Genomic DNA, 23,695 nt, shown 5'->3' on the forward strand with positions numbered 1-23,695 from the left:
TTACCCCTCGTTACGCGTTTTTCATAATGATGGTTTCAAGATTATTGGCAACACTTTGGCAAGAGTCGGCAATTTCTTCAAGCGTTTCGTAAATTTCACGGTATTGAATCACTTTGATCGGATCTGTTTCATTTCCGAAAAGATTCTTTAATGATTTTCTGTGCAGGTTGTCACAGCTGTGCTCATATTCTTTAATTTTGATTGCGTGAGGCTGAATATCCTTTAAGCGGTTTTCTGCCAGCAGCTCAATTGTAATCAAAATTTCTTTCGCACATTCTCTGATGTATCCGCTGAATTTATCGATATGCTCGTCTGATGAAGTAATTGAAAAAATCTCCATCATGGCAGAGAAATGCTCGATTCCGTCAAGCACATCATCCAGGCTGTTTGTCAGCTGAAGGATATCTTCGCGTTCAATAGGAGTGATGAACGCTTTGTTAAGCTCTTTAATCATGACATGAACATGATTGTCACCTTTTGTTTCATATTCCTTTAACGTATCTGCGAATTCTTTAAGCGTCGTTTGGTTTGTGACCTTAAAGTTCACAAAATATTCGGCAGTTTCGTCTATATTCTTTGCGATTTCTGTTAAAAGGAGTGAGAACTTATCTTTTTTTCTTCTTATCATTAAAAACCCTCCATAGTTTGAATGAGACAATGCACACATCAAATTATTATATAGCCTTTTGTCGAAAAAAAACAGGAAAAGTCGAAAAAAACGCGGCTTGACTTTTTCGGTAAATCATGTCTCCTTATCATGGCCTGCTTCGGTACAAAAAAACGACCCAAGTTGGCAAAATCCTTCTGCTTAACGTAAAAAGTATATCAAAAGTTGTGTTTTTCCTGTCAACTTTTTTCTTCTGTTTCACCAAAAAACGGTTCCCAAAACAAGGGAACCGTTTTATCAGCTAGCTTTTCGTTTTTTCATCCAGTAATAAACAGGCAGTCCGGCAAGGCCGGTGAGGATTGATAATCCACAGCTCATTGTATCTGTAATCAGTGTGCTTCCTAACACAAAGAATGAGCCCGCGATTGCCAAAATCGGCATGAATGGGTAAAGCGGAACACTGTAGGCGCGCTTTTCTCCCTTTGTTCGCTTGCGGAGGATAAACACCGCAAAAAAGGCCATTACATAAAAAATGTAGATCATGAAAATAGAGATTTCCGAAAGTTTATCAGGGTTGCTGATCAGCATCATAATCAAAGACACAGCAATCTGGAAGGTAATCGCAATCCATGGTGTGCGGAACGTCGGATGCACATGTGACAGTTTTTCAGCAAATGGAAGCTGTTTGCGTTCCGCCATCGCGTAGGACACCCGCGGGAAAGAAAGGATCTTTCCGTTTAAGCAGCCGAAGATACTGACAATAATCCCGACACTGATCAGCTTTCCGCCAACTGAACCGAACAGCATGGTCGCAGCAGTGCTTGTCGCATTTTCACCAAGTGTGACTATTTCGTTCGCAGACAGGATGTGAAGCAATGCAAAATTAATGAAAATATAGATGGCTGTTACGATTAATAATCCGCCAGTCATTGCGCGTGGCAGCAGCTTTTCGGGATTTTTCATTTCTCCGCCGAGAGCGGCCAGAAGAATCCATCCGTCGTAAGCAAACAGTGTAGCCAAGATGGCTGCTCCGAAATTCATATCGGAAATGCTTTCGTTTACTGCTGTAAAGATGTGCTGATCGCCTTTCCAAAGACCGAAGATGATGATGCATGCAATCGGAATCAGCTTGCCGATCGTTGTCAGCGTTTGGACAAAGCCGCCGTATTTTGTACCGATAATATTAATGATGCATAAAAAGAGAACGGCTATAATTCCGATTCCTTTTGATAGTCCAGATCCCCAGCCGAAAAGATTCGCCATTAAAGATCCAAAATATAAACCCAGCGCGCCGATAATCGCCGGACCGTAAATGATAATCTGCACCCAGCCGCACAAAAACCCCCAAAACTCTCCGTACACTTCTTCAAGGTACGTATAGAGCCCGCCGGTTTTCGGAATCTGCGTTCCGATTTCCGCGATTGTCAAACCGCCCGCCAGTGTTAAAATACCGCCCAACAGCCAGGCGAATAGCGCTGTCTTTGAATCACCCGAATAAGCGAGCACAGCGCCAGGCTTCATAAACACACCTGAACCGATAATGGTTCCGATGACAAGAGTAAGGGCAAACAAGAGGCCTATCTCTTTTTTCAAACCGTTGTCTTCAGTATGCATGTCCTTAACCTCCTATGATGTTGAAGCTTCATGATGAAGAATCTATTTTTCATATTGTAAACCCTATTTTAGAAAAGTGAAATTAAATAAATTTTCTGATTTTCGATATTTGCTTTCAATGTGGCTGATAAACCTATGGAAACGCCTGCTTTAATAATTAATAAACGAATAAAAATGTATTTTTTAAGTTATAAAGTTCGTGTTTTTCGGTCGGATTTCAACTGTCATAGAGGATGCTGTAAGAACCTAGCAAAATAACGAACCTCCGATGAAGCTGATATGTTGACTTTCCCATGGGAATAAAATACCTTGTTATTAGAACACTAAATATATAACTATGATATAATATCTCGAAATCGAGATAAAATGACCTGGAGGGACAGCATATGAAAGTCAACGGCATTCACCACGTGTCGGCATTAACGGCCGACGCACAAAAAAACTTAGATTTTTATAAGAAAGTATTAGGATTAAAGCTCGTCAAAAAATCCGTCAACCAGGATGAACCGACAATGTACCATCTGTTCTACGGAGATGAAGTGGCAAATCCAGGAACTGAGCTGACGTTTTTCGAGATTCCCCGCATTGCGCCGTTTCATGCGGGCACAAACAGTATTTCTTCTATTGGTTTGCGTGTTCCAAGCACAGAAGCCCTGCATTTTTGGAAAGAACGTTTTGAAGAGCATCAGGTGGCGCATAGCGGAGTCACCCAAAGAGCGGGACGTGACATATTGGCATTCCGAGATCATGAAGGGCAGCGCCTTGTGCTGACTGCGGATGAGAAAGGAAAAGGATATGGCCTGCCTGTTAAACAAAGCGGTATTCCGGAAGAATTTTCGTTTCGCGGGTTAGGGCCGGTTGAGCTGACTGTACCGTACGCTGAACCCACTTTACACGTATTGATGAATATTCTCGGATTTACAGAAATCAGCCGTGAAACAGTCGAAGGACAAGGAGCCGCCGTCATTTTGGAATCTGGAGAAGGCGGTGCTGCAACAGAAATCCATTTAATAGAAAGAAACGATCTTCCGCGCGAACGCCAAGGAAAAGGAAGTGTTCACCATGTTGCGTTTCGGGTAAGAGATGAAGAAGAGCTTGCCGGGTGGCATCAGACCATCAGCCGGGAAGGCTATAGCAATTCCGGCATCGTTGAACGCTACTATTTCAAGGCGCTGTATTTCAGAGAGCCGAACGGCATTTTGTTCGAGTTATCAACAGATGGACCGGGATTTATGGTTGATGAAAACCTTGATGAGCTCGGCCAAACGATCGCTCTTCCTCCGTATCTTGAGCATCGAAGAGCTGAAATAGAAGCAAAACTAAAACCGATACACTAAATTGAGATTGATTTGCCTTCCGGCGCTGCCGGGAGGCTTTTTTTATTATCATAAAGGCTGCATAAACATTGGGCAGGACATATCAGGTGACGGTTGGGAGAATTGGCTTAAAACCCGTTGTATATATGGACGATTGGCACGAAATGGCCTCGGCAAAAATATTGCCTTTGTTTATTAATAGTTTATTCATATTTGCTTGTTACACTATTTCAAAGTTAGACGAAAAGGAGTGAAAAACAAGTGGAAAAGAAAAAACGCGAGCTGGATATCGTCCTTATCCTCATTTTGCTCGCATCTGCATTTTTAAATATCTATAACATTTGGAATGACGACACGGTGAATCCTTATTACACCGCGGCAGTTACAAGTATGATGCAAAGCTTTCATCATTTCTTTTATGCTTCGTTCGATGCTGCCGGCTTTATAACAGTTGATAAACCGCCTGTTACATACCAAATCCAAACGATCAGCGCATTAATATTCGGTATGCACGGGTGGAGCGTTATTCTCCCTCAAGCATTGGCGGGTGTAGGTTCAGTCCTTCTGATGTACTTGCTGATTAAGCCGACATTCGGTAAAACGGCGGCGCGCATTGCCTCATTTGTTATGGCATGTACGCCGATTGCTGTAGCTGTAGCACGAACAAACAATGTCGATGCATTACTGGTATTTTTCTTATTGCTTGCCACATGGCTCCTCTTTAAAGCGATCAGAAAAGGAAAGCTGATCTGGCTGTTAGCAGCATTTTTCATCGTTGGAGTAGGTTTCAATACAAAAATGCTGCAAGCTTATATGATTTTACCGGCTTTCTTATTGTTCTATCTGATTGCGGCAAACGCCACAATCAAGAAAAAAATCATTTCCTTGGTAAGTGCGTTAGCTGTATTAGCAGCTGTTTCGTTATCATGGCCGCTCATTGTTGACAATATTCCTGCAAGCAAGCGGCCTTATATCGGAAGCAGCCAGACCAACTCTGTTTTGGAATTGGCTTTCGGATATAACGGGATTCAACGGCTGACAGGCCAAAAATCCGGCGGCGGACAGAGCGGATCAACCGGAGACGCCTCAAAAGAAATGCCGTCTTCTGATAACAATTCATCACAAACTCAAGCGCCGCCTAACCAGTCATCAAGCAACAGCTCATCAAGTGATGACAAATCATCAAATGGCAATATGGTGGCACCTCCATCCAACGGTCAAATGCCAAACAGCGGAGAAATGCCGAGCGGCGGTCAAGGAGGCCCTCCAAGCGGCGGAGATGGCGGCCAAGGCGGCCCCGGCGGAGACGGAGGGAAAAGCGGTACAGGAACCGGCTCGAAAATGCAATCAGGTTCAGGAATGTTCGGAACGGGAACACCTGGTCCGCTGCGGCTTTTCCAACAAGAATTGTCTGATCAAATCAGCTGGCTAATACCATTTGCGATTTTTGGAATCGCAGGTTTACTGATCGCAGGCGCGAGAGAAAGAAGAAGATTATCTGCAGAGCAGAAGGAAACGGTGTTCTGGGTCGCATGGCTTGTACCGATTGCCGGATTCTTCAGTGTCGCAGAATTTTTCCATCATTATTATCTCATTATGCTGGCACCGCCGATTGCGGCTCTTGTCGGGGCGGGGTGGGTTGCCCTTGTTCATCTGTACCGCAATCAGACAGGCTGGACATCATGGCTTCTGCCGGCAGCGATTCTTGCGACAACTGGGTTTGAATTGTTTATTCTCAGGAATTACAACGATCAAATCGGCGCAGGCTGGAGCATTGGCGTAGGGATTATCGGCGCGTTGTCAGCGATTGCTCTGCTGCTGTTCAAACAGCGCCAAAAACCGATCAGTTATTATGTATCACTTGCAGCTCTTCTCGCATTGCTGGTGATGCCGATTTATTGGGCAAGCACACCGCTTCTGTACGGAGGCAATAGCTCACAGCCTGAAACAGGGCCTCAGCTCGCTTCAGCCAGCGGAAAAGGCATGGGTATGTCAGATGCGACTGTAAATGAAAAACTGATCAAATATCTAGAGGAGAATAACTCCGAAGCTGAATATCTATTCGCCACAACAGACTCGAACACAGCAGCGCCATATATTATTAAAACGAAAAAAGCTGTCATGGCTATTGGCGGATTCAGCGGTTCTGACCCGGCGATCACACTGACTCAATTCAAAAAACTAGTAAAAGAAGGAAAAGTGAAATACTTCTTGGCTTCTGGAATGGGAAGAGGCGGAAACAATGACATTGTTGAATGGGTTGAGAAAAACGGGAAAGAAGTGTCTTCATCTAAATGGCAATCAAGTTCTGATCAACAATCATCATCTGATCAGAAAACAGAAAATAATGATTCAGCTGATACATCAAGCAACAGCGAGTCTTCAGGCGAAAACAGCCAAATGGGCGGCGGATCTGGCGGAATGAATCAGTCAGTTACATTATACGAACTAAATGCTGATGAATAGGAGGAAAAAACATGAGCAGACATATTCAATATTCAGTTGTTGTACCTGTGTATAACGAAGAGCTTGTCATTCATGAAACCTATCAGCGCTTAAAAGAGGTCATGGATCAAACGAAGGAAAACTACGAGCTGCTTTTTGTCAATGATGGAAGCAAAGATCGCAGTATTGAGATTTTAAGAGAGCACAGCCTGATCGATCCGAGAGTGAAAATCATTGATTTTTCAAGGAACTTTGGGCACCAAATCGCCATTACAGCGGGTATGGATTATGCACAGGGGAATGCAATCGCCGTCATTGACGCCGATTTGCAGGACCCTCCTGAGTTGATTTTAGATTTGATTGAAAAGTGGAAGGAAGGCTATGAGGTTGTGTACGCAGTGCGGACAAAACGAAAAGGGGAAACCTTTTTCAAAAAACAAACCGCGGCTATGTTTTACCGTCTTCTCAGCAGCATGACAGATATTGATATCCCGATTGATACAGGGGATTTCCGCCTTATGGACAGAAAAGTCTGTGATGAAATGAAGAGATTAAAAGAAAAAAATCCTTTTGTCAGAGGGCTCGTCAGCTGGGTGGGCTTCAAACAGACAGCGGTCGAGTACGTACGTGATGAAAGGCTCGCCGGAGAAACAAAGTACCCGCTGAAGAAAATGCTCAAGCTTTCAATGGATGGCATCACGACATTTTCACACAAACCGCTGAAGCTGGCAAGCTACGCGGGGATGTTCATGTCAGGTGCGGGATTTCTGTATATGTTTATCGTGCTGTACTTGAAGCTATTCACAGACAGCACGATTACGGGCTGGTCATCCCTTATTGTGATCCAGCTCCTGTTCAGCGGCATCGTCCTTCTGATTCTAGGGATGATCGGCGAATATATCGGCAGAATCTACGATGAAGCCAAAGACAGGCCGCTTTACATCGTGCAGAAATCATATGGAATTGAAAATAAAAGACTCTATAGAGACCAGCATATGTCATAACCTGAAACCCCTATCCTTTATGGACAGGGGTTTTTTATGTTCTGCGCGATGATCAAAGGAACAGACGCTGATCGTTTTATGAGACTAAGGGATTGTGAACTTGGACTGCGGTTTTAGCATGCTGCAATAATAAACGGCAAAGCCTAAAAGCTGTTGTCCTCGGCTTTGCTGAGTGTCAGCTGATATATTGGAGGGCTTTACAGAAACGCATGATGAGAGCCGTATTTGTTATGTGTAATAGACTACTGGCACCCAGTGTAATTCCCCACGACAGTCGATTCAGAAAGGAGAAAGCTTAGCGCAGAAAAGTTTGACCCTGCCCAGATCATGCTCAATCCCACGGTTTTCATGTTCATACCGCTTTCTCAAATGATGCCTCAACATCTGATTAGTATCATGTCAGATGTTGAGGCAGAGTGTTTCATAGAGCGGATAGGTCTTTTGTCTAATAAAAAGCCCCAGACCGCTTTTGCGGCCTGAGGCGCTATTTCTTAAGAAGTTGTTTCTTCTTTTTGGTCGAGTTTGATTTTTTTCGTCATTTCTTTGCCGTTTCTAAGGATTTTCACTTCAACGGTATCACCGATGTTTGCGTCTTTATATAAGATATTGCGCAGTTCACTGCCTGTATTGATTTCTTTGCCCTTCAGGCTGATGATAATATCCTCCGCTTTCAATCCGGCCTTTTCAGCAGGAGAGCCTGAAGCGACCTCACGGATGTATACGCCCTTATTCAGCTGGCTTCCGAACAGGCCGAGTGTGCCTTCTTGGTAGTTTTGCGGTACTTGTTCTAAATCAAGCATACTGACACCGATATACGGACGTTCAATTTGCCCCTTAGACAGCAATTCTTCAGCAATCGGTTTTACGTCGTTGCTTGGGATTGCAAATCCAATGCCCTCAACATCATCTTCACTGATTTTCATACTGTTAATGCCGACGATTTTGCCGGAAGTGCTTAACAATGGACCGCCGCTGTTACCTGGGTTAATCGCTGCGTCGGTTTGAATCACGTTAATGCTGGTTTGACCGGCTGATGTTGACATTGAAACCGTTCGGTCCACACCGCTTACAATTCCTTGCGTTACTGTGCGGGACAGGTCTTTTCCGAGCGGATCTCCAATCGCAATGACGGTCTCGCCTGTTCTGAGATCAGATGAATCACCGAAGCTCGCCACTTTTGTTACGTGGTCATCACTGATTTGAAGGACCGCTAAATCTGTTAACGAATCACTGCCTACCAGCTTTGCTGTCGCCTCAGTGCCGTCATATAAAGATACCTTCAGTGAAGACGCCCCTTCTACGACGTGGTTATTCGTAATGATATAAGCCTTGCCGTTCTCTTTTTTGAAAATGACACCCGATCCCGATCCGCTTTCTGTACCTTCGCTGGAACCGGATGAGTCAGAGCCGAACAAAGAGCTGTTGGACTGGGCCTGAAGATTTGTAATACCGACAATCGCCGGTGAAATGTCTTCCACCATATTTGAGATTTTAGAAGAATCCTCGCTCTTGAATGCAGATGAGCTGCTTGAGTCTGACGAGCTTTTGCTAGATTCAGAGGACGTGCTTTTCGCAGTAACAGATTGCGTTTCCTGCTGGCTGGATGATTGTTTTGCTGTGTCCTGAGAATCATGGTCGCCTAGCGGTGTAAACGTGTAAATGCCGAGAGCGAGACTGCCGCCGATCACGCCGCCGAGCAGCGGTCTGAACCATCCGAACCCTCGTTTTTTCTTCTCCTGGTCATGAATCACATTGCGGGCTGAGTAGGAGGGGCTCTGATCGTTTTCTTTCGCTAGAAAGACCTCATTCTCATTTCCTTCCGTTCTGTTTTCGTCACGATAGTTATTCATCATGTTCACTCCGTTTCTCTATTTTCACTAAATCTATTTCATTATGATAGGTTTATGACTTGAGTTTATCATAAACAAAAACTGTGGGATAAAAATGAAAAGATTATGGGAAATTGTGAAAAAGGGCTGAAAACGGTACACTCTTTATTGTATATGAAAGGACTGAGTCGATGGAACAGATTGGATTGATTGGATATGGCAGCATGGCCGATATGATCGCCAGGCAGCTGTTGAAGCATGGCCAAATCAAGGAGAATGAGCTCTTTATTGAAACAAGAACGAAAGGGGAGCGGCTTCAGGCGCTGATGTCAGATTATCCAAATGTATCGGCGGATTCGCTTGAGAACTGGGCTGAAACGTGCGGTTTGATTTTGATATGTGTCCCGCCGCTCCATGTCATTGAAACACTGCGCCGTCTGCACCCGTATGTAAACAGGAATACGCATATCGTTTCCATTGCCGCCGGTGTGCCGCTGCGTCTTTTGGAGGCTGAAACGGAGGCTGGTATATCACGTTTCATTCCTGCCATAACGTCCGAAGCTGAAGCGGGCGTCTCGCTTGTCGTTCACAGTGAGGCATTGACAGCGGATAAAAAAGAACGTCTGAATGAATTGTTATCGGTTTTCAGCAGTGTACGAGAAATCAAAGAATCAAATTTGGATGCCGCCAGCAATTTGACGAGCTCGGCACCCGGGTTCATAGCTGCCGTCTTCGAAGAACTGGCGCTGTCTGCGGTGAGAAACAGCAGCCTGTCCAAAGAAGAAGCCTTTGATTTTCTGATTCATTCTCTATACGGTACTGGCAAACTGCTGATCGAAAAGAATATGTCTTTCGAGGAAACGCTGGGGCGTGTCGCAACGAAAGGCGGAATTACTGGAGAGGGAGCTGAGGTGATCCGCGCCTCTTTGCCAGACGTTTTTGATCGGATGTTTGATAAAACCTTGAAAAAATATGAGCTGCTTACAGAACAGGCAGAGAAACAGACATGAATCCTTGAAAGAGGGTTCTTTTTTTATCAATGAAAAGTTGTGATTTTCCCCAGTTATATTGCAATTTTCCTCTTTTTTTAATATAATTTGTTAGAATATTCATAATTTAGTAAAAAGGAGGAGTGTTATGAAACTGTACATGTCAGTAGATATGGAAGGTATTTCGGGTCTTCCGGACGATACCTTTGTGGATTCCGGCAAGCGCAATTATGAACGCGGGCGGCTCATCATGACCGAAGAAGCAAACTGCTGTATTGCCGAAGCGTTTAACAGCGGGTGTACCGAGGTGCTGGTCAATGACAGCCATTCGAAGATGAATAATCTGATGGTTGAAAAGCTTCACCCTGAAGCCGACTTGATTTCCGGTGACGTCAAACCATTTTCGATGGTAGAGGGGCTGGATGATACGTTTACAGGCGCTTTGTTTCTCGGTTACCATGCGAGAGCTTCGACTCCCGGTGTGATGTCACACAGCATGATTTTTGGCGTCCGGCATTTTTACATAAACGATCGGCCTGTCGGTGAGCTTGGGTTAAATGCATATGTTGCCGGTTATTATGATGTCCCGGTGTTAATGGTAGCCGGTGATGACCGTGCCGCAAAAGAAGCGGAAGAGCTCATACCGAATGTCACGACAGCCGCTGTCAAACAAACCATTTCAAGATCAGCAGTGAAGTGCTTGTCCCCTGCGAAAGCCGGCCGGCTGCTGACAGAAAAAACCGCATTTGCCCTGAAAAACAAAGATAAAGTCAAACCGCTCACACCGCCTGACAGACCCGTTTTGAGCATTGAATTCGCCAATTACGGGCAGGCTGAATGGGCAAATCTGATGCCGGGAACTGAAATGAAGCCGGGTACCACAACCGTTCAATTTCAGGCGAAGGACATGCTTGAAGCCTATCAGGCGATGCTTGTCATGACTGAGCTTGCGATGCGGACATCATTCTGCTAAAGGGGTGTTTTAGGCTTTGGTGCGATACATGATGAAGCGTTTTTGGGCAATGGCAGCTACGATTTTGGTGATTACCACCCTGACTTTTGTTCTCATGAAGGTCATTCCCGGATCTCCTTTTAACGAGGAAAGAGGCACAAATGAAGTCGTTCAAAAAAATCTCGAAGCCTACTATCACTTAGACGATCCTCTCATTTTCCAATACATCATCTACCTAAAATCCATCATTACATTCGATTTCGGACCTTCAATTAAAAAACCGTCAGACAGCGTCAATGATATGCTGGAACGCGGATTTCCCGTTTCCTTTGAGCTTGGATTGACAGCGATTGTCATTGCTGTGATCTCCGGGCTCGTGCTGGGCGTAATCGCTGCGCTCCGCCGCAATGGCTTTTTGGACTACGCCGCGATGAGTCTAGCGGTGCTCGGCATCTCCATCCCGAATTTTATTCTGGCAACATTGCTTATTCAGCAGTTTGCCGTCAATCTCAACCTATTTCCCGCTGCCACATGGACGAGCCCGATCCATATGGTGCTTCCGACCGCAGCGCTTGCGGTAGGGCCAATGGCGATCATTGCCAGGCTGACACGGTCAAGCATGGTCGAAGTCCTGACACAGGATTATATCCGCACAGCAAAAGCAAAAGGTCTTTCTCCGTTCAAAATTATCGTAAAACACGCACTCAGAAATGCACTCATGCCCGTCGTTACCGTTCTGGGCACACTCGTCGCCAGTATTTTAACTGGAAGCTTTGTTATTGAAAAAATCTTTGCCATTCCCGGAATGGGAAAATATTTTGTTGAAAGCATTAATCAGAGGGACTATCCCGTGATTATGGGAACGACCGTTTTTTACAGTGTCATTCTGATCATCATGCTGTTTTTGGTCGACTTGGCCTACGGTCTCTTAGACCCGCGCATTAAACTGCATAAGAAAGGGTGAAGCGTGTGAATCTCCCTGTACAAACAGATGAACGCCAGCCAGAGCAGCATATTCAGGTGCCGGATGAGTGGTTTGTCTCGAATCAAGAAAAAAATCGAGAAGCCGATTCGGTCAAGCGACCGAGTTTGTCATACACGCAGGATGCTTGGAGGAGGCTGAAGAAAAATAAATTAGCGATGGCGGGACTCTTTATTCTTTTATTTCTTTTTGTCATGGCTGTTATCGGACCTTTTTTATCACCTCATAGTGTCGCGCGCCAATCGCTGACCGAACAAAATCGTCCGCCTTCAGCCGACCATTGGTTCGGGACCGATGAGCTCGGCCGGGATGTGTTTACCCGAACATGGTATGGAGCGAGGATTTCGCTATTTGTCGGCGTGATGGCAGCGCTGATTGATTTTGTGATCGGTGTCATTTACGGAGGCGTTGCCGGTTATAAAGGCGGCAGAACTGACGGTATCATGATGCGGGTTATCGAAGTGCTGTACGGGCTGCCGTATCTGCTTGTTGTCATTTTGCTGATGGTGCTGATGGGGCCGGGGCTGGGCACCATTATTGTGGCGCTGACTGTAACCGGATGGGTCGGCATGGCGAGAATTGTTAGAGGCCAGGTGCTTCAAATTAAACATTATGAATATGTACTCGCCTCGAAAACCTTTGGCGCGAAAACCTTTCGTATCATCCGGAAGAATCTGCTGCCGAATACAATGGGAGCGATTATCGTACAAATGACATTAACCGTACCTGCCGCCATATTCGCGGAATCCTTTTTAAGCTTTCTCGGCCTCGGCATACAGGCCCCGTTTGCCAGCTGGGGTGTGATGGCGAATGACGGTCTGCCTGCGATTTTGTCCGGGCATTGGTGGCGCCTGTTTTTTCCGGCCTTTTTCATTTCATTGACGATGTATGCGTTTAATGTGCTGGGAGACGGATTGCAGGATGCGCTCGACCCTAAGCTGAGGAGGTAGCTGTATGGAAAAAGTTCTGTCAGTCAAAAATCTGCACGTTTCTTTTACGACTTACGGCGGGACGGTTCAGGCGGTCAGAGGGGTGAGCTTTGATTTGTATCAAGGTGAAACCTTTGCAATCGTCGGCGAATCCGGCTGCGGCAAAAGCGTTACCTCCCAAAGCATCATGGGTCTGCTTCCGCCCTATTCGGCAAAGGTGACAGACGGCAGCATTCTATTTAAAAACAAAGACCTTTGCCATCTCTCTGACAAAGAAATGAGAAGCATAAGGGGAGCCGACATTTCTATGATTTTTCAAGACCCGATGACGGCGTTAAACCCGACACTGACTGTCGGAGACCAGCTGGGGGAAGCGCTCCTGCGCCACAAAAAAATGAACAAAAAGGCGGTGAGGAAAGAGGTGCTTTCGATGCTGTCATTGGTCGGCATTCCCGATCCGGAAGAGCGTCTGAAGCAGTATCCCCACCAATTCAGCGGCGGCATGAGACAGCGGATTGTCATTGCAATGGCGCTGATTTGCGAGCCTGATATTTTAATCGCAGATGAACCGACGACCGCTCTTGACGTGACCATTCAGGCACAAATATTGGAGCTGTTTAAAGAGATTCAGAGAAAAACGAATGTGTCTGTCATTCTGATTACACACGATTTAGGGATCGTTGCCCAGGTTGCTGATAGAGTCGCAGTTATGTATGCCGGGAAAATGGCGGAGATCGGCACGAGAAAAGATATTTTTTATCAGCCGCAGCACCCTTATACAAAAGGGTTGCTGAGCTCTGTCCCGCGGCTGGATATGGAGGGCGCGGAGCTGATTCCGATCGACGGAACGCCGCCGGATTTATTTTCACCTCCGCCAGGCTGCCCGTTTGCCGCACGCTGTCCGAACAGGATGATCGTGTGTGACAGGGTATACCCGGGAAAGACCATCAGATCTGACACGCACACCGTCAACTGCTGGCTGCAGGATCAACGGGCTGAGCATGCGGTGCTGTCCGGAGATGCGAAGGATTGATCATGAAAAGGGGGAAGAGGATGAAACGAGTGAAAAAGCTATGGGGGATGGGTATTGCATTAGGGCTTTCATTTGCGCTGATGGGATGTACAGCAAACGAAAAGGCTGGAAAAGAAAGCGGAAATGATAAGGCAAAAACAAGCGGAGAAAAAGTGCTGTATTTAAATAACGAAAATGAACCGACTTCGTTCGATCCGCCGATCGGTTTTAATAATGTGTCGTGGCAGCCGTTAAATAACATCATGGAGGGGCTGACGCGTCTTGGCAAAGAGAATGAGCCTGAACCGGCAATGGCGGAAAAGTGGTCTGTATCAAAAGATAAAAAAACCTATACATTTACGATTCGGGAAAATGCGAAATGGACAAACGGAGATCCGGTAACTGCCGGAGACTTTGAATACGCGTGGAAACGGATGCTTGATCCGAAAAAAGGCGCTTCATCTGCGTTTCTCGGCTATTTTATTGAAGGCGGCGAAGCGTATAACAGCGGAAAAGGGAAAAAAGACGATGTGAAGGTGACGGCAAAGGATGATCGAACCCTTGAAGTAACGCTTGAAGCACCGCAAAAATATTTTCTAAGCGTCGTGTCCAATCCGGCGTATTTTCCGGTAAACGAAAAGGTCGATAAAGAAAATCCAAAGTGGTTTGCTGAGGCGGATACATTTGTCGGGAACGGTCCGTTTAAGCTGGCGGAATGGAAGCATGATGACAGCATCACAATGGAGAAAAGCGACACGTATTGGGATCAAGATACCGTGAAGCTTGATAAGGTGAAATGGGCGATGGTCAGTGACAGAAATACAGATTACCAGATGTTTCAGTCTGGGGAACTGGATACCGCTTATGTCCCTGCTGAATTAAGTGATCAGCTGCTTGATCAGGATAATGTCAGCATTGTTGACCAAGCGGGCCTATATTTCTACCGGTTTAATGTGAACATGGAGCCGTTCCAAAATAAAAACATCAGAAAAGCCTTTGCAATGGCTGTGGATCAAAAGGAAATTGTCAAGTACGTCACGAAAAACAATGAAAAACCGGCGCGTGCCTTTGTATCGCCCGGATTTACGCAGCCTGACGGCAAAGATTTCCGTGAAGCGGGCGGAGACCTGGTCACGCCAAATGAAAGCAAAGCGAAACAGCTGCTGGAAAAGGGCATGAAGGAAGAAAACTATGATAATCTTCCTGCGATTACTCTTACTTACAGCACAAAGCCAGAGCATAAAAAGATTGCCGAGGCGATCCAGCAAAAATTGAAAAATACTCTTGGAGTCGATGTGAAGCTGGCCAATATGGAATGGAACGTATTTTTAGAGGATCAAAAAGCGCTCAAATTCCAATTCTCTCAAAGCTCATTTTTGCCTGACTACGCGGACCCTATCAGTTTTCTGGAAGCCTTCCAAACAGGAAATTCGATGAACCGCACAGGCTGGGCCAATAAAGAATACGATCAGCTGATCAAGCAGGCGAAAAATGAAGCCGATGAAAAAACACGTTTCTCCCTTATGCATCAAGCTGAAAAGCTGCTGGTCAATGAAGCGCCGATCATTCCGGTTTATTTTTACAACCAGGTCAACCTGCAAAACGAACATGTGAAGGGAATCGTCCGGCATCCTGTCGGTTATATCGATTTAAAATGGGCTGATAAAAACTAACGCCGGTGATTGGGAAAATACTGCTTCTTTATAGCGAAGGAGCGGTATTTTTTCTCTTTTTTGCACGTATACGTAGGGTGCAGAGCAAATGAAAGGAGTGGTTCAGTTGAATCACAAGCCAAAAGCGCTTAAAAAGGGTGATACAGTTGGAGTGATCGCGCCCGCAAGCCCGCCGGATCCAAAAAAGCTTGAAACCGCGCTTTTATTTTTAGAAGAGCTCGGTGTAAAGGTGAAATTGGGCAAGGCGCTGAAAAACCAGCACGGCTATTTAGCGGGACAGGATGATGAGCGGCTGGCTGATCTCCATGAGATGTTCAGAGACGAGGAGGTAAAAGCAGTGCTGTGCGCATGCGGGGGTTTTGGGACAGGACGTATCGCCGCCGGCATTGATTTCAGCTTAATCCGCAAACATCCTAAAATCTTTTGGGGATACAGCGATATTACGTTTTTACATACTGCCATCCATCAAAACACAGGTCTTGTCACCTTCCACGGCCCGATGCTCAGTTCAGATATTGGCCTCGACGACGTTCACCCGCTGACAAAAGCGTCGTATGAGCAGCTCTTCCGAGAGACGGAATTCACCTATACAGAAGAGCTTTCACCGCTGACCGTGCTTGTTCCCGGAAAAGCGGAAGGGGAGCTTGTCGGAGGAAATCTCTCTTTGCTGACGTCTACGCTGGGCACGCCGTTTGAAATGGATACGAGAGGGAAGCTGCTGTTTATTGAAGATATTGACGAGGAGCCTTACCAAATCGACCGGATGCTGAATCAGCTGAAAATGGCAGGGAAACTGACGGACGCAGCCGGAATTCTTGTGTGTGATTTTCATAACTGTGTCCCGGTGAAAAGAGAGAAGTCCCTCTCACTTGAGCAAGTGCTTGAAGACTATATTGTATCGGCGGGCAAGCCTGCACTGAGAGGTTTTAAAATCGGCCACTGTTCACCGAGTATCGCCGTACCGGTAGGCGCGCAAGCTGCTATGAATACAGCAGAAAAAACAGTCGTTATTGAGGCAGGCGTTTCAGAAGGGGCGCTGAAGACATGAAAATCATTCAAATAGACACAAGTCGAATCGCCGTACCGCTGACAAAACCGTTTAAAACCGCACTTCGCACTGTATATACGGCTGAATCGGTCATTGTAAGGATCACTTATGACAGCGGCGCCATCGGATGGGGGGAAGCACCTCCAACGATGGTGATTACAGGAGACAGCATGGATAGTATTGAAAGTGCGATTCACAATGTCTTGAAACCGGCACTGCTTGGAAAAAGCCTGTCTGGCTGTGGGGCCATTTTGCATGACATCCAGCATCTCCTTACAGGAAACCAGAGCGCGAAGGCGGCTGTGGAAATGGCGGTATACGACGGCTGGGCGCAGATGTGCGGACTGCCGCTTTACCAAATGCTCGGCGGATACCGGGATACGCTGGAAACAGATTATACCGTCAGTGTCAACTCACCTGAAGAGATGGCAGAGGATGCCGAGCATTATCTCAAACAAGGCTTTCAAACACTGAAAATAAAGGTCGGCAAAGATGATATCGCAACAGATATCGCCCGTATCCAAGAAATCAGAAAACGTGTCGGACCAGCCGTGAAACTTCGTTTAGACGCCAACCAGGGATGGACGCCGAAGGAAGCAGTAACAGCGATTCAGAAAATGGAGGATACAGGTCTTGGTATTGAGCTTGTCGAACAGCCTGTCCTTAAAGATGATCTCGTTGGGCTTAAAAAGGTAACAGATGCGACAGCCACGCCGATTATGGCCGATGAAAGTGTTTTTACGCCGCGTCAGGCGTTCGAAGTTCTTCAAACGCGGAGCGCAGACTTAATCAATATTAAATTGATGAAAGCGGGCGGCATCAGCGGAGCAGAGAAAATCAATGCCATGGCTGAGGCGTGCGGAGTGGAGTGCATGGTCGGCAGCATGATCGAAACGAAGCTGGGCATTACGGCCGCGGCACATTTCGCCGCAAGCCAAAAAAACATCACAAGGTTTGATTTTGACGCGCCGCTGATGCTGAAAACAGATATCATCAAAGGCGGCATCACATACAGCGGCAGCACGATTGCGATGCCTGACAGACCGGGTCTCGGAATCACCGGAGCTGCGCTATAGAAAGGGGAAATAAAACCATGATGCACACTGTCATCTCAGCAGTGGCCAACATCTGGACAGCGCCTGAATCGCCGCGTCCATCTGATCAAGTGATGCTTCGTCCGACCGTATTGATCAGAGACTGGCTGGAGCGCATGACGTATGATGAGCGGCTTGGATTATGTGCAGACAATATCATCCAAACTCAGGTTCTCTTTGGCGAAAAGGTACTGGTGACGGCGGAACAGGACGAATGGGTTTCTGTCATTGTGCCGAGCCAGCCATCCCGAAAAGATCCGCGCGGATATCCGGGCTGGATGAAAAAGAACCAGCTGAAAAAAACAAGTCCTATCCATATACAAAACGAGGTCATGATCAGTAAACCAGCTGCCTTTTTGTACAAAAGTAATGGAGAAAAGGAGATCGAATTGAGCTTTTTGACGGTTCTCCCCCTCATTGCAGAAGAAAACGGATATTTTAAGGTTTCGACCGTTTTTGGGGAAAGGTTTGTGAAGCAAAGTGATGCAGTGCCTGTCCGCGAACAGAAAGGGACTGCTGAAGACATCGTTCAAACGGGGGCTTTTTTTCTCGGGCTTCCATACCTGTGGGGAGGGATCAGCGGGTTTGGGTTTGATTGCTCCGGGTTTATGTACAGTATATTTAAGGCCAATGGATACAACATCCCCCGTGATGCGGGAGATCAGGCAAAGGCGGGGGAAGATGTTCCGCTTGATGATATGAAAGCCGGTGATCTGCTGTTTTTTGCTTATGAGGAAGGAAAAGGAGCGATTCATCACGTCGGTCTGTCCGTAGGCGGCGGGAAAATGCTTCATTCTCCAAAGACAGGAAAATCAATTGAAATCCTTACATTAAAAGAGACAATTTATGAAAAAGAACGATGTGCGGTGCGCCGCTGTTTTTCAGAATAAGGAGGGAGACAAATGACGCCACTGCCTTTGTTGGAGGTCAGCCAGCTGAAAATGCATTTTGACGCAGGAAAAAAGCGGACAGTCAAAGCTGTCGACGGGATCACCTTTCAGATTCGTGAAGGAGAAACGTTCGGGCTTGTCGGAGAGTCAGGATGCGGGAAATCAACCTTGGGAAGAGTGCTGATGCGCCTGTATCAGCCGACAGAAGGAAGTGTGAAATACCGCGGAACGAACCTTCACGCACTAAGTGTCAAAGAGCAGTTTGCCTTCAACCGCAAGCTGCAGATGATTTTTCAGGATCCTTATGCTTCGCTTAACCCGCGCATGACTGTTCGAGACATCATTTTGGAGCCTATGGAAATTCACAACCTTTACAATACGCATGAAGCTCGGCTTCTCATCGTGGACGAGCTGCTTGAGGCAGTGGGGCTTCACCCCGATTTTGGCAGCCGTTATCCCCATGAATTCAGCGGCGGACAAAGACAGCGAATTGGGATTGCCAGAGCACTGTCGCTGAATCCTGAATTTATCGTGGCGGACGAACCGATTTCTGCACTTGATGTCTCGGTCCAGGCGCAGGTCGTCAACCTACTGAAGCGGCTTCAAAAAGAAAAAGGGCTCACGTTTTTATTTATCGCCCATGATCTTTCGATGGTGAAGCATATCAGTGACAGGATTGGTGTCATGTACTTAGGGCACATGATGGAAATCACAGAGAGCGGTATCCTGTATCGTGAACCGCTGCATCCCTATACAAAGGCGCTTTTATCCTCGATTCCGATTCCAGACCCTGAATTGGAGGACAAGCGCGAGCGCATCCTCTTAAAAGGGGAGCTGCCGAGCCCGGTCAATCCGCCGAGCGGCTGCGTGTTTCGGACCCGCTGTCCGGAGGCGATGCCAGAATGCGGGGAATCCCGTCCCCAGCTTCAAGAAATCGAAGCCGGCCGATTTGTCGCTTGCCATTTGTATCGAAATGCTGATACGAAAGAAAAGGTGAGATAAACCAAAAAGACTGGCCCGCTTTGCGGAGCCAGTCTTTGTTTTTATGCTTGATGTAAAAATTTCACACAAACCGGGTAAGGGACGGAAACAGTTGAAGGAAGCACTGTCAATCGGCCGGTTTCTTTGTCTCTTTCAAACAGGACAAGATTGCCTGTTTCTTCATTTGAAGCAACAAGAAACGCTTCCGTTGGATCAAGGACGAAGTCGCGAGGCCAGTTTCCTTCTGTCGAGACTCTTTCTACGAATGCCAGCTCGCCTGAATATTGATTCACTTCAAATACAGCGATACTGTCATGGCCGCGGTTTGCGACGTAAACAAAACGGCCGTCCTGTGTGACATGAATTGCGCTTCCTTGGCTGTTATCCGTAAAATCATCAGGAATGGCAGAGACGACCTGGGTTTCTCTGAATTCGCCGGCTGTCGGATTATATTCAAGCGCAATCACTTCATTGCTTAATTCTGTCATCACGTAAGCGTATTTTTCTTTCGGATGAAAAGCGATATGGCGAGGTCCTGTGCCGGGAGCGAAGGCATGGCTTCCGGATTCAGTCAATACTCCGTCTTCCATTTTATAGGTGTACAGCTTATCGATTCCTAAGTCAACCGCTACGACATAATTGTGTTCAGGTGTGAACCCCGCGTAATGTATATGCGGTTTTTCTTGCCTTTCGTGCGGCCCTTTTCCTGTGTGAGCGGCTTCTGAAGCAGGTGATTGTAAGCTCCCGTCTTCCTGAATCGGAAAAGCGTGGATTTTCCCGCTGTGATAGTTGGCTGTCAATACGAATTGATTATGTTCATCGGCGTTTACGTGGCACGGCGATGGGCCGTCAATTAACTGATGATTCAGAAATGTCAATTCGCCGCTGTTTTGATCAATTTTATAAGCAGCAACTCCGCCTTGGCCATCTGCTTTTTCAATGGAATAAAGAATGGTGTTGTCTTTATTCGGCGTCACATATGTGGGGTTGCCCAGCTTAGCGGCAAGCTTTGGCTCGCTGAGTGTTTTTTTCTCAGTATCAAGCTCAAATGAATAAACCCCTTCGCTTCCGCCTTTTGTATATGTTCCGACATACCCTATGTACTTTGTCATGCGAATGCCCCCTTAAAAATGATGTCACCTCTATATTAACGTATCTTGATAAAATAAGCTGTTCAAAACTTGAAAAAGGGGAATATTGATCATTCGCCGCGCATCAGCGGCATCGTACAGCACCGGAAGGAGCCGCCTGATTTAATAATTTCTGTAAGGTCAATTTCGATGATGTGATAGCCTCTATTTGATAACTGCTGATTGACATGGCGGTTGCAAGGGAGGCTGATAATTGTTTTTCTTCCAATGGAAAGGACGTTGGTTCCGAGCGTAAATTGTTCATCCTCTGGCACTTCAATGAGATCATAACGTTTTGCCAGCATATCAACTTCCTCTGGCTCAAGGGCTTGAGGATAAATTAACGCTTCGTTTTCAGATACGATGTTAAATACGCAGTCCAAATGCAAATATTTTTCATGCAGGTGAACGGGAACGACTGTATAGTCAGGAAGCGCCTTTTCCAGCTGGCCGATGGCTGACATATCCGTGCGCTGGCTGATTCCGACGTAGACGATCTTACCATCGACAATGACATCACCGCCTTCAATGCTTGTATCAAGCATACGGGTGTAAGGAATGCCTTGACTGTGAAAAAAATCTTTTATGACCGATTCTTCCCCTTGGCGAATCGGCTCATTCATGCTCGAGAGGAAGGCTTTTTCTCCGATGACAAACCCTATGTCCCGGGTGAAGACCTGCTCGGGGAGTCCTTTGCGGACGGGCAAAAGGATGACTTCGATGTTGTGTGACCTGAGTGCTTCAATAAAGCGGTTGTGCTGATCTGCAGCGGTTTTCACATGAATATTGTCATCTTCAAAATGTTTTTGTGTTTCGTTTATGACATCTTTTATCGTCATATGCTCCGGTCTGCATAAAATGACTTTCTCAAGTGCGCCGTATTCCGTTCGGCATACCGTTTTGTGCTGTTGTTTCGGGATGGATGCTTCCATTGGTTCTCCTCCTGACCGATTGAAGAATACAGGTATTATTTCCCATCACCAAAATCATTAAACGTGTTGGAAAGAAGACAGGCAAACCATTTTAAATTTTAGACAAATGGCAGAGAATATTGTTTAATAGGAGAATATAAGTGCATGTAGCTAAACGATCAGACATCAAAGGGGAGAAAGATATGGAAACACCGGAAACAAGATTTTGTAAAGAGTCAAAGGTTGTAAAAACCAGCAGGGTGTTCCCGCTTGATACGAACAACCATAACACGCTGTTTGGCGGAAAATTAATGAGTTATATTGACGACATTGCTTCAATTTCCGCGGCGCGCCATTGCAGACGTGAAACAGTAACCGCTTCGATGGACTCAGTGGATTTTCTGAAGCCGATCGGCCAAAAGGAGTCTGTCTGCTTAGAGTCATATGTGACATGGGTCGGCACATCGTCCATGGAGGTGTTTGTAAAAGTCATTAAGGAGCACCTGATGACTGGCGAACGGGAACTCGCCGCGACATCCTTTTTGACATTTGTCGCATTGGATTCAAATGGCAAGCCGGTGCCTGTGCCGAGAGTTGTACCGGAAACAGAAGAAGAAATCATGCTGCATAATACGGCGGTTCAGCGCGCCAATGAACGAAAAAACCGCAAAAAGCACAGCCAGGCCCTTGCAAATGCGCTCGGAACTGAAAGGCCTTGGTAAATGTTAAACCCAAAACATATGTTGTTTTGGGTTTTTTTGTGCTTTGCACCTTTCTTATGGTGATCATTACAAAGGTTAGTCCGTTTTTGCTAGGGGATTCTATAAAAAAGCAACAATTGTCACGAGAAATTGAAAATCTTGTGACAACTTTATTAAAGATTCATTTTGGATATATCTTTTATCCGCGAGATCTTGTATCTTAAAGATATATTTTAAATACATCTTTTGAAAGGATTGTTTATGAAATGTTAGATAATAAAACAATCGAAATCATTAAAAGCACTGTACCCTTATTACAACAGCATGGAGAAGCCATCACTGGCCGTTTTTACGATCTGATGTTCCAAGGCCATCCAGAGCTTCTGAACATTTTTAATCAAACAAACCAAAAGAAAAAAACACAGCGCACTGCCCTTGCAAATGCCGTTATTGCAGCTGCAGCAAATATTGACCAGCTCGGAAATATCATTCCGGTCGTCAAACAAATCGGCCACAAGCACCGCAGTATCGGAATCAAGGCTGAACATTATCCGATCGTCGGCAAATACTTGCTGATTGCGATTAAAGATGTTCTAGGAGACGCTGCGACACCTGACATTATGCAGGCATGGGAGAAAGCGTACGGAGTAATCGCTGACGCGTTCATCGGAATTGAAAAAGAAATGTATGAGCAGGCGGAGGAGCAAGCCGGCGGCTGGAAGGAGTATAAGCCATTTGTCATCGCAAAAAAAGAGCGTGAAAGTAAAGAAATTATATCCTTCTATTTGAAGCCGGAAGACGGCAAGCCGTTACCTGAATTTCAAGCGGGGCAGTATATCAGCATCAAAGTGCGGATTCCTGATGCTGAATATACGCAAATCCGTCAATACAGCCTGTCTGATATGCCGGGAAAAGACAATTATCGAATTTCAGTGAAGAAAGACGGTGCCGTGTCTACGTATTTACACGATGGACTACATGAGGGAGATTTAATAGAGATCAGCGCACCGGCGGGGGACTTTGTTTTAGATCCTTCATCACAAAAAGATCTTGTTCTGATCAGTGCCGGAGTTGGCATAACACCAATGATCAGCATGCTGAAAACGTCTGTTTCCAAGCAGCCTGAACGGCAGATTCTTTTCATTCATGCCGCGAAAAACAGTGAATACCACGCATTGCGCCATGAAGTGGAAGAAGCGGCAAACCATTCTTCTGTCAAAACCGCATTTGTGTATCGCGAGCCGACAGAGCAAGACCGTGCAGGTGACCTTCTGTTTCATGAAGGACAGATTGATAATCAGTTCCTCAAAGAACTGATTATCAATACAGATGCGGATTATTATATTTGCGGTTCACCGTCATTTATTACGGCGATGCATCAGCTTGTGTCAAAACTCGGATCAGCTCCGGATTCTATCCATTACGAGCTGTTTGGCCCACAATTAAGTTTGGAGCAATCCGTTTGAGCATCCCCGCGAACTCTTCTCACTATAGAGAAGAGTTTTTTATCGTGAAAGTAGTGGCAGACAGGCGACTGTTTCTGCATCCTCCAACGATACTGACTCCCCGCCGCCAGAGATATTCGCCT

At 46.1% G+C, this 23,695-nt stretch carries 21 protein-coding genes; 16 read left to right on the forward strand and 5 right to left on the reverse strand.

Annotated features, from left to right (window positions below):
* Window positions 1–10: 10 nt before the first annotated feature.
* Together ABZM97_RS07095 and steT are read right to left on the reverse strand one after the other, a co-directional pair.
* A complete protein-coding gene (locus tag ABZM97_RS07095; protein ID WP_003218470.1) occupies window positions 11–628 on the reverse strand; it encodes a DUF47 domain-containing protein in 618 nt (205 codons plus the stop codon).
* A gap of 276 nt (window positions 629–904) precedes the next feature.
* Window positions 905–2,221: a serine/threonine exchanger gene (gene steT / locus ABZM97_RS07100; RefSeq protein ID WP_202328561.1), complete on the reverse strand. Its 1,317-nt coding sequence runs from the start codon at window positions 2,219–2,221 to the stop codon at window positions 905–907.
* Window positions 2,222–2,607: 386 nt separating this feature from the next.
* Here steT and ABZM97_RS07105 point away from each other — a divergent pair, with 386 nt between their 5' ends.
* The 4 genes from ABZM97_RS07105 to ABZM97_RS07120 all read left to right on the forward strand — a co-directional run bounded on the left by ABZM97_RS07105 (window position 2,608) and on the right by ABZM97_RS07120 (window position 6,986).
* Window positions 2,608–3,558 carry a ring-cleaving dioxygenase gene (locus tag ABZM97_RS07105; protein WP_367387352.1) on the forward strand — a complete coding sequence of 317 codons (951 nt, stop codon included), beginning with the start codon at window positions 2,608–2,610 and terminating at the stop codon, window positions 3,556–3,558.
* An 86-nt stretch (window positions 3,559–3,644) separates the two neighbouring features.
* Entirely contained in the window at window positions 3,645–3,791 is a 147-nt protein-coding gene (locus tag ABZM97_RS07110; RefSeq protein ID WP_141113378.1) for a hypothetical protein, read from the forward strand.
* A 7-nt stretch (window positions 3,792–3,798) separates the two neighbouring features.
* Window positions 3,799–6,003, forward strand: coding sequence for a glycosyltransferase family 39 protein (locus ABZM97_RS07115; RefSeq protein ID WP_367387353.1), 2,205 nt, complete (start codon window positions 3,799–3,801; stop codon window positions 6,001–6,003).
* A gap of 11 nt (window positions 6,004–6,014) precedes the next feature.
* On the forward strand, window positions 6,015–6,986 hold the full coding sequence (locus tag ABZM97_RS07120; RefSeq protein WP_367387354.1) for a glycosyltransferase family 2 protein: 972 nt from the start codon (window positions 6,015–6,017) through the stop codon (window positions 6,984–6,986).
* Between the two features lie 491 nt (window positions 6,987–7,477).
* Here ABZM97_RS07120 and htrA read toward each other — a convergent pair whose 3' ends face one another.
* Window positions 7,478–8,836 carry a serine protease HtrA gene (htrA, locus tag ABZM97_RS07125; protein ID WP_367387490.1) on the reverse strand — a complete coding sequence of 453 codons (1,359 nt, stop codon included), beginning with the start codon at window positions 8,834–8,836 and terminating at the stop codon, window positions 7,478–7,480.
* A 170-nt stretch (window positions 8,837–9,006) separates the two neighbouring features.
* On the opposite strand from htrA, the gene proG reads away from it, so the two are divergent.
* From proG to ABZM97_RS07175, 10 genes are all read left to right on the forward strand, one after another.
* Window positions 9,007–9,825: a pyrroline-5-carboxylate reductase ProG gene (gene proG, locus ABZM97_RS07130; protein WP_202328567.1), complete on the forward strand. Its 819-nt coding sequence runs from the start codon at window positions 9,007–9,009 to the stop codon at window positions 9,823–9,825.
* 127 nt (window positions 9,826–9,952) lie between these two features.
* Window positions 9,953–10,777, forward strand: coding sequence for a D-aminopeptidase DppA (gene dppA / locus ABZM97_RS07135; RefSeq protein WP_253269031.1), 825 nt, complete (start codon window positions 9,953–9,955; stop codon window positions 10,775–10,777).
* A 16-nt stretch (window positions 10,778–10,793) separates the two neighbouring features.
* Complete coding sequence (gene dppB / locus ABZM97_RS07140; RefSeq protein ID WP_202328568.1) at window positions 10,794–11,720, forward strand: dipeptide ABC transporter permease DppB; 927 nt, start codon at window positions 10,794–10,796, stop codon at window positions 11,718–11,720.
* Between the two features lie 5 nt (window positions 11,721–11,725).
* Window positions 11,726–12,688 carry a dipeptide ABC transporter permease DppC gene (gene dppC / locus ABZM97_RS07145; protein WP_087990921.1) on the forward strand — a complete coding sequence of 321 codons (963 nt, stop codon included), beginning with the start codon at window positions 11,726–11,728 and terminating at the stop codon, window positions 12,686–12,688.
* A gap of 4 nt (window positions 12,689–12,692) precedes the next feature.
* Complete coding sequence (dppD, locus tag ABZM97_RS07150; RefSeq protein ID WP_087990922.1) at window positions 12,693–13,700, forward strand: dipeptide ABC transporter ATP-binding subunit DppD; 1,008 nt, start codon at window positions 12,693–12,695, stop codon at window positions 13,698–13,700.
* 2 nt (window positions 13,701–13,702) lie between these two features.
* Window positions 13,703–15,352, forward strand: a complete 1,650-nt coding sequence (gene dppE / locus ABZM97_RS07155) for a dipeptide ABC transporter substrate-binding protein DppE (protein ID WP_253269032.1) — start codon at window positions 13,703–13,705, stop codon at window positions 15,350–15,352.
* An 88-nt stretch (window positions 15,353–15,440) separates the two neighbouring features.
* The gene (locus tag ABZM97_RS07160) at window positions 15,441–16,400 is read left to right on the forward strand and encodes an LD-carboxypeptidase (protein WP_367387355.1); all 960 of its coding nucleotides are present in this window, start codon (window positions 15,441–15,443) and stop codon (window positions 16,398–16,400) included.
* Window positions 16,397–17,476, forward strand: a complete 1,080-nt coding sequence (gene ykfB, locus ABZM97_RS07165) for an L-Ala-D/L-Glu epimerase (protein ID WP_202328572.1) — start codon at window positions 16,397–16,399, stop codon at window positions 17,474–17,476. Before ABZM97_RS07160 ends, ykfB begins: the two co-directional genes overlap by 4 nt.
* Window positions 17,477–17,493: 17 nt before the next feature.
* Entirely contained in the window at window positions 17,494–18,384 is an 891-nt protein-coding gene (locus ABZM97_RS07170) for a C40 family peptidase (RefSeq protein ID WP_087990925.1), read from the forward strand.
* Between the two features lie 12 nt (window positions 18,385–18,396).
* Window positions 18,397–19,386, forward strand: coding sequence for an ABC transporter ATP-binding protein (locus ABZM97_RS07175; protein ID WP_087990926.1), 990 nt, complete (start codon window positions 18,397–18,399; stop codon window positions 19,384–19,386).
* 41 nt (window positions 19,387–19,427) lie between these two features.
* Here the strand turns inward: ABZM97_RS07175 and ABZM97_RS07180 are convergent, their stop codons facing one another.
* The gene (locus tag ABZM97_RS07180; RefSeq protein WP_087990927.1) at window positions 19,428–20,477 is read right to left on the reverse strand and encodes a lactonase family protein; all 1,050 of its coding nucleotides are present in this window, start codon (window positions 20,475–20,477) and stop codon (window positions 19,428–19,430) included.
* Window positions 20,478–20,566: 89 nt separating this feature from the next.
* Window positions 20,567–21,427 carry a dimethylarginine dimethylaminohydrolase family protein gene (locus ABZM97_RS07185; protein WP_202328573.1) on the reverse strand — a complete coding sequence of 287 codons (861 nt, stop codon included), beginning with the start codon at window positions 21,425–21,427 and terminating at the stop codon, window positions 20,567–20,569.
* A 182-nt stretch (window positions 21,428–21,609) separates the two neighbouring features.
* Between ABZM97_RS07185 and ABZM97_RS07190 the strand changes: the two genes are divergently transcribed.
* Window positions 21,610–22,128: an acyl-CoA thioesterase gene (locus ABZM97_RS07190; protein ID WP_087991041.1), complete on the forward strand. Its 519-nt coding sequence runs from the start codon at window positions 21,610–21,612 to the stop codon at window positions 22,126–22,128.
* Window positions 22,129–22,373: 245 nt separating this feature from the next.
* Window positions 22,374–23,573 carry an NO-inducible flavohemoprotein gene (hmpA, locus tag ABZM97_RS07195; RefSeq protein ID WP_367387356.1) on the forward strand — a complete coding sequence of 400 codons (1,200 nt, stop codon included), beginning with the start codon at window positions 22,374–22,376 and terminating at the stop codon, window positions 23,571–23,573.
* The last annotated feature ends 122 nt before the right edge of the window (window positions 23,574–23,695 follow it).

It is taken from the genome of Bacillus vallismortis (genome assembly GCF_040784915.1).
GTDB lineage: Bacteria > Bacillota > Bacilli > Bacillales > Bacillaceae > Bacillus > Bacillus subtilis_G.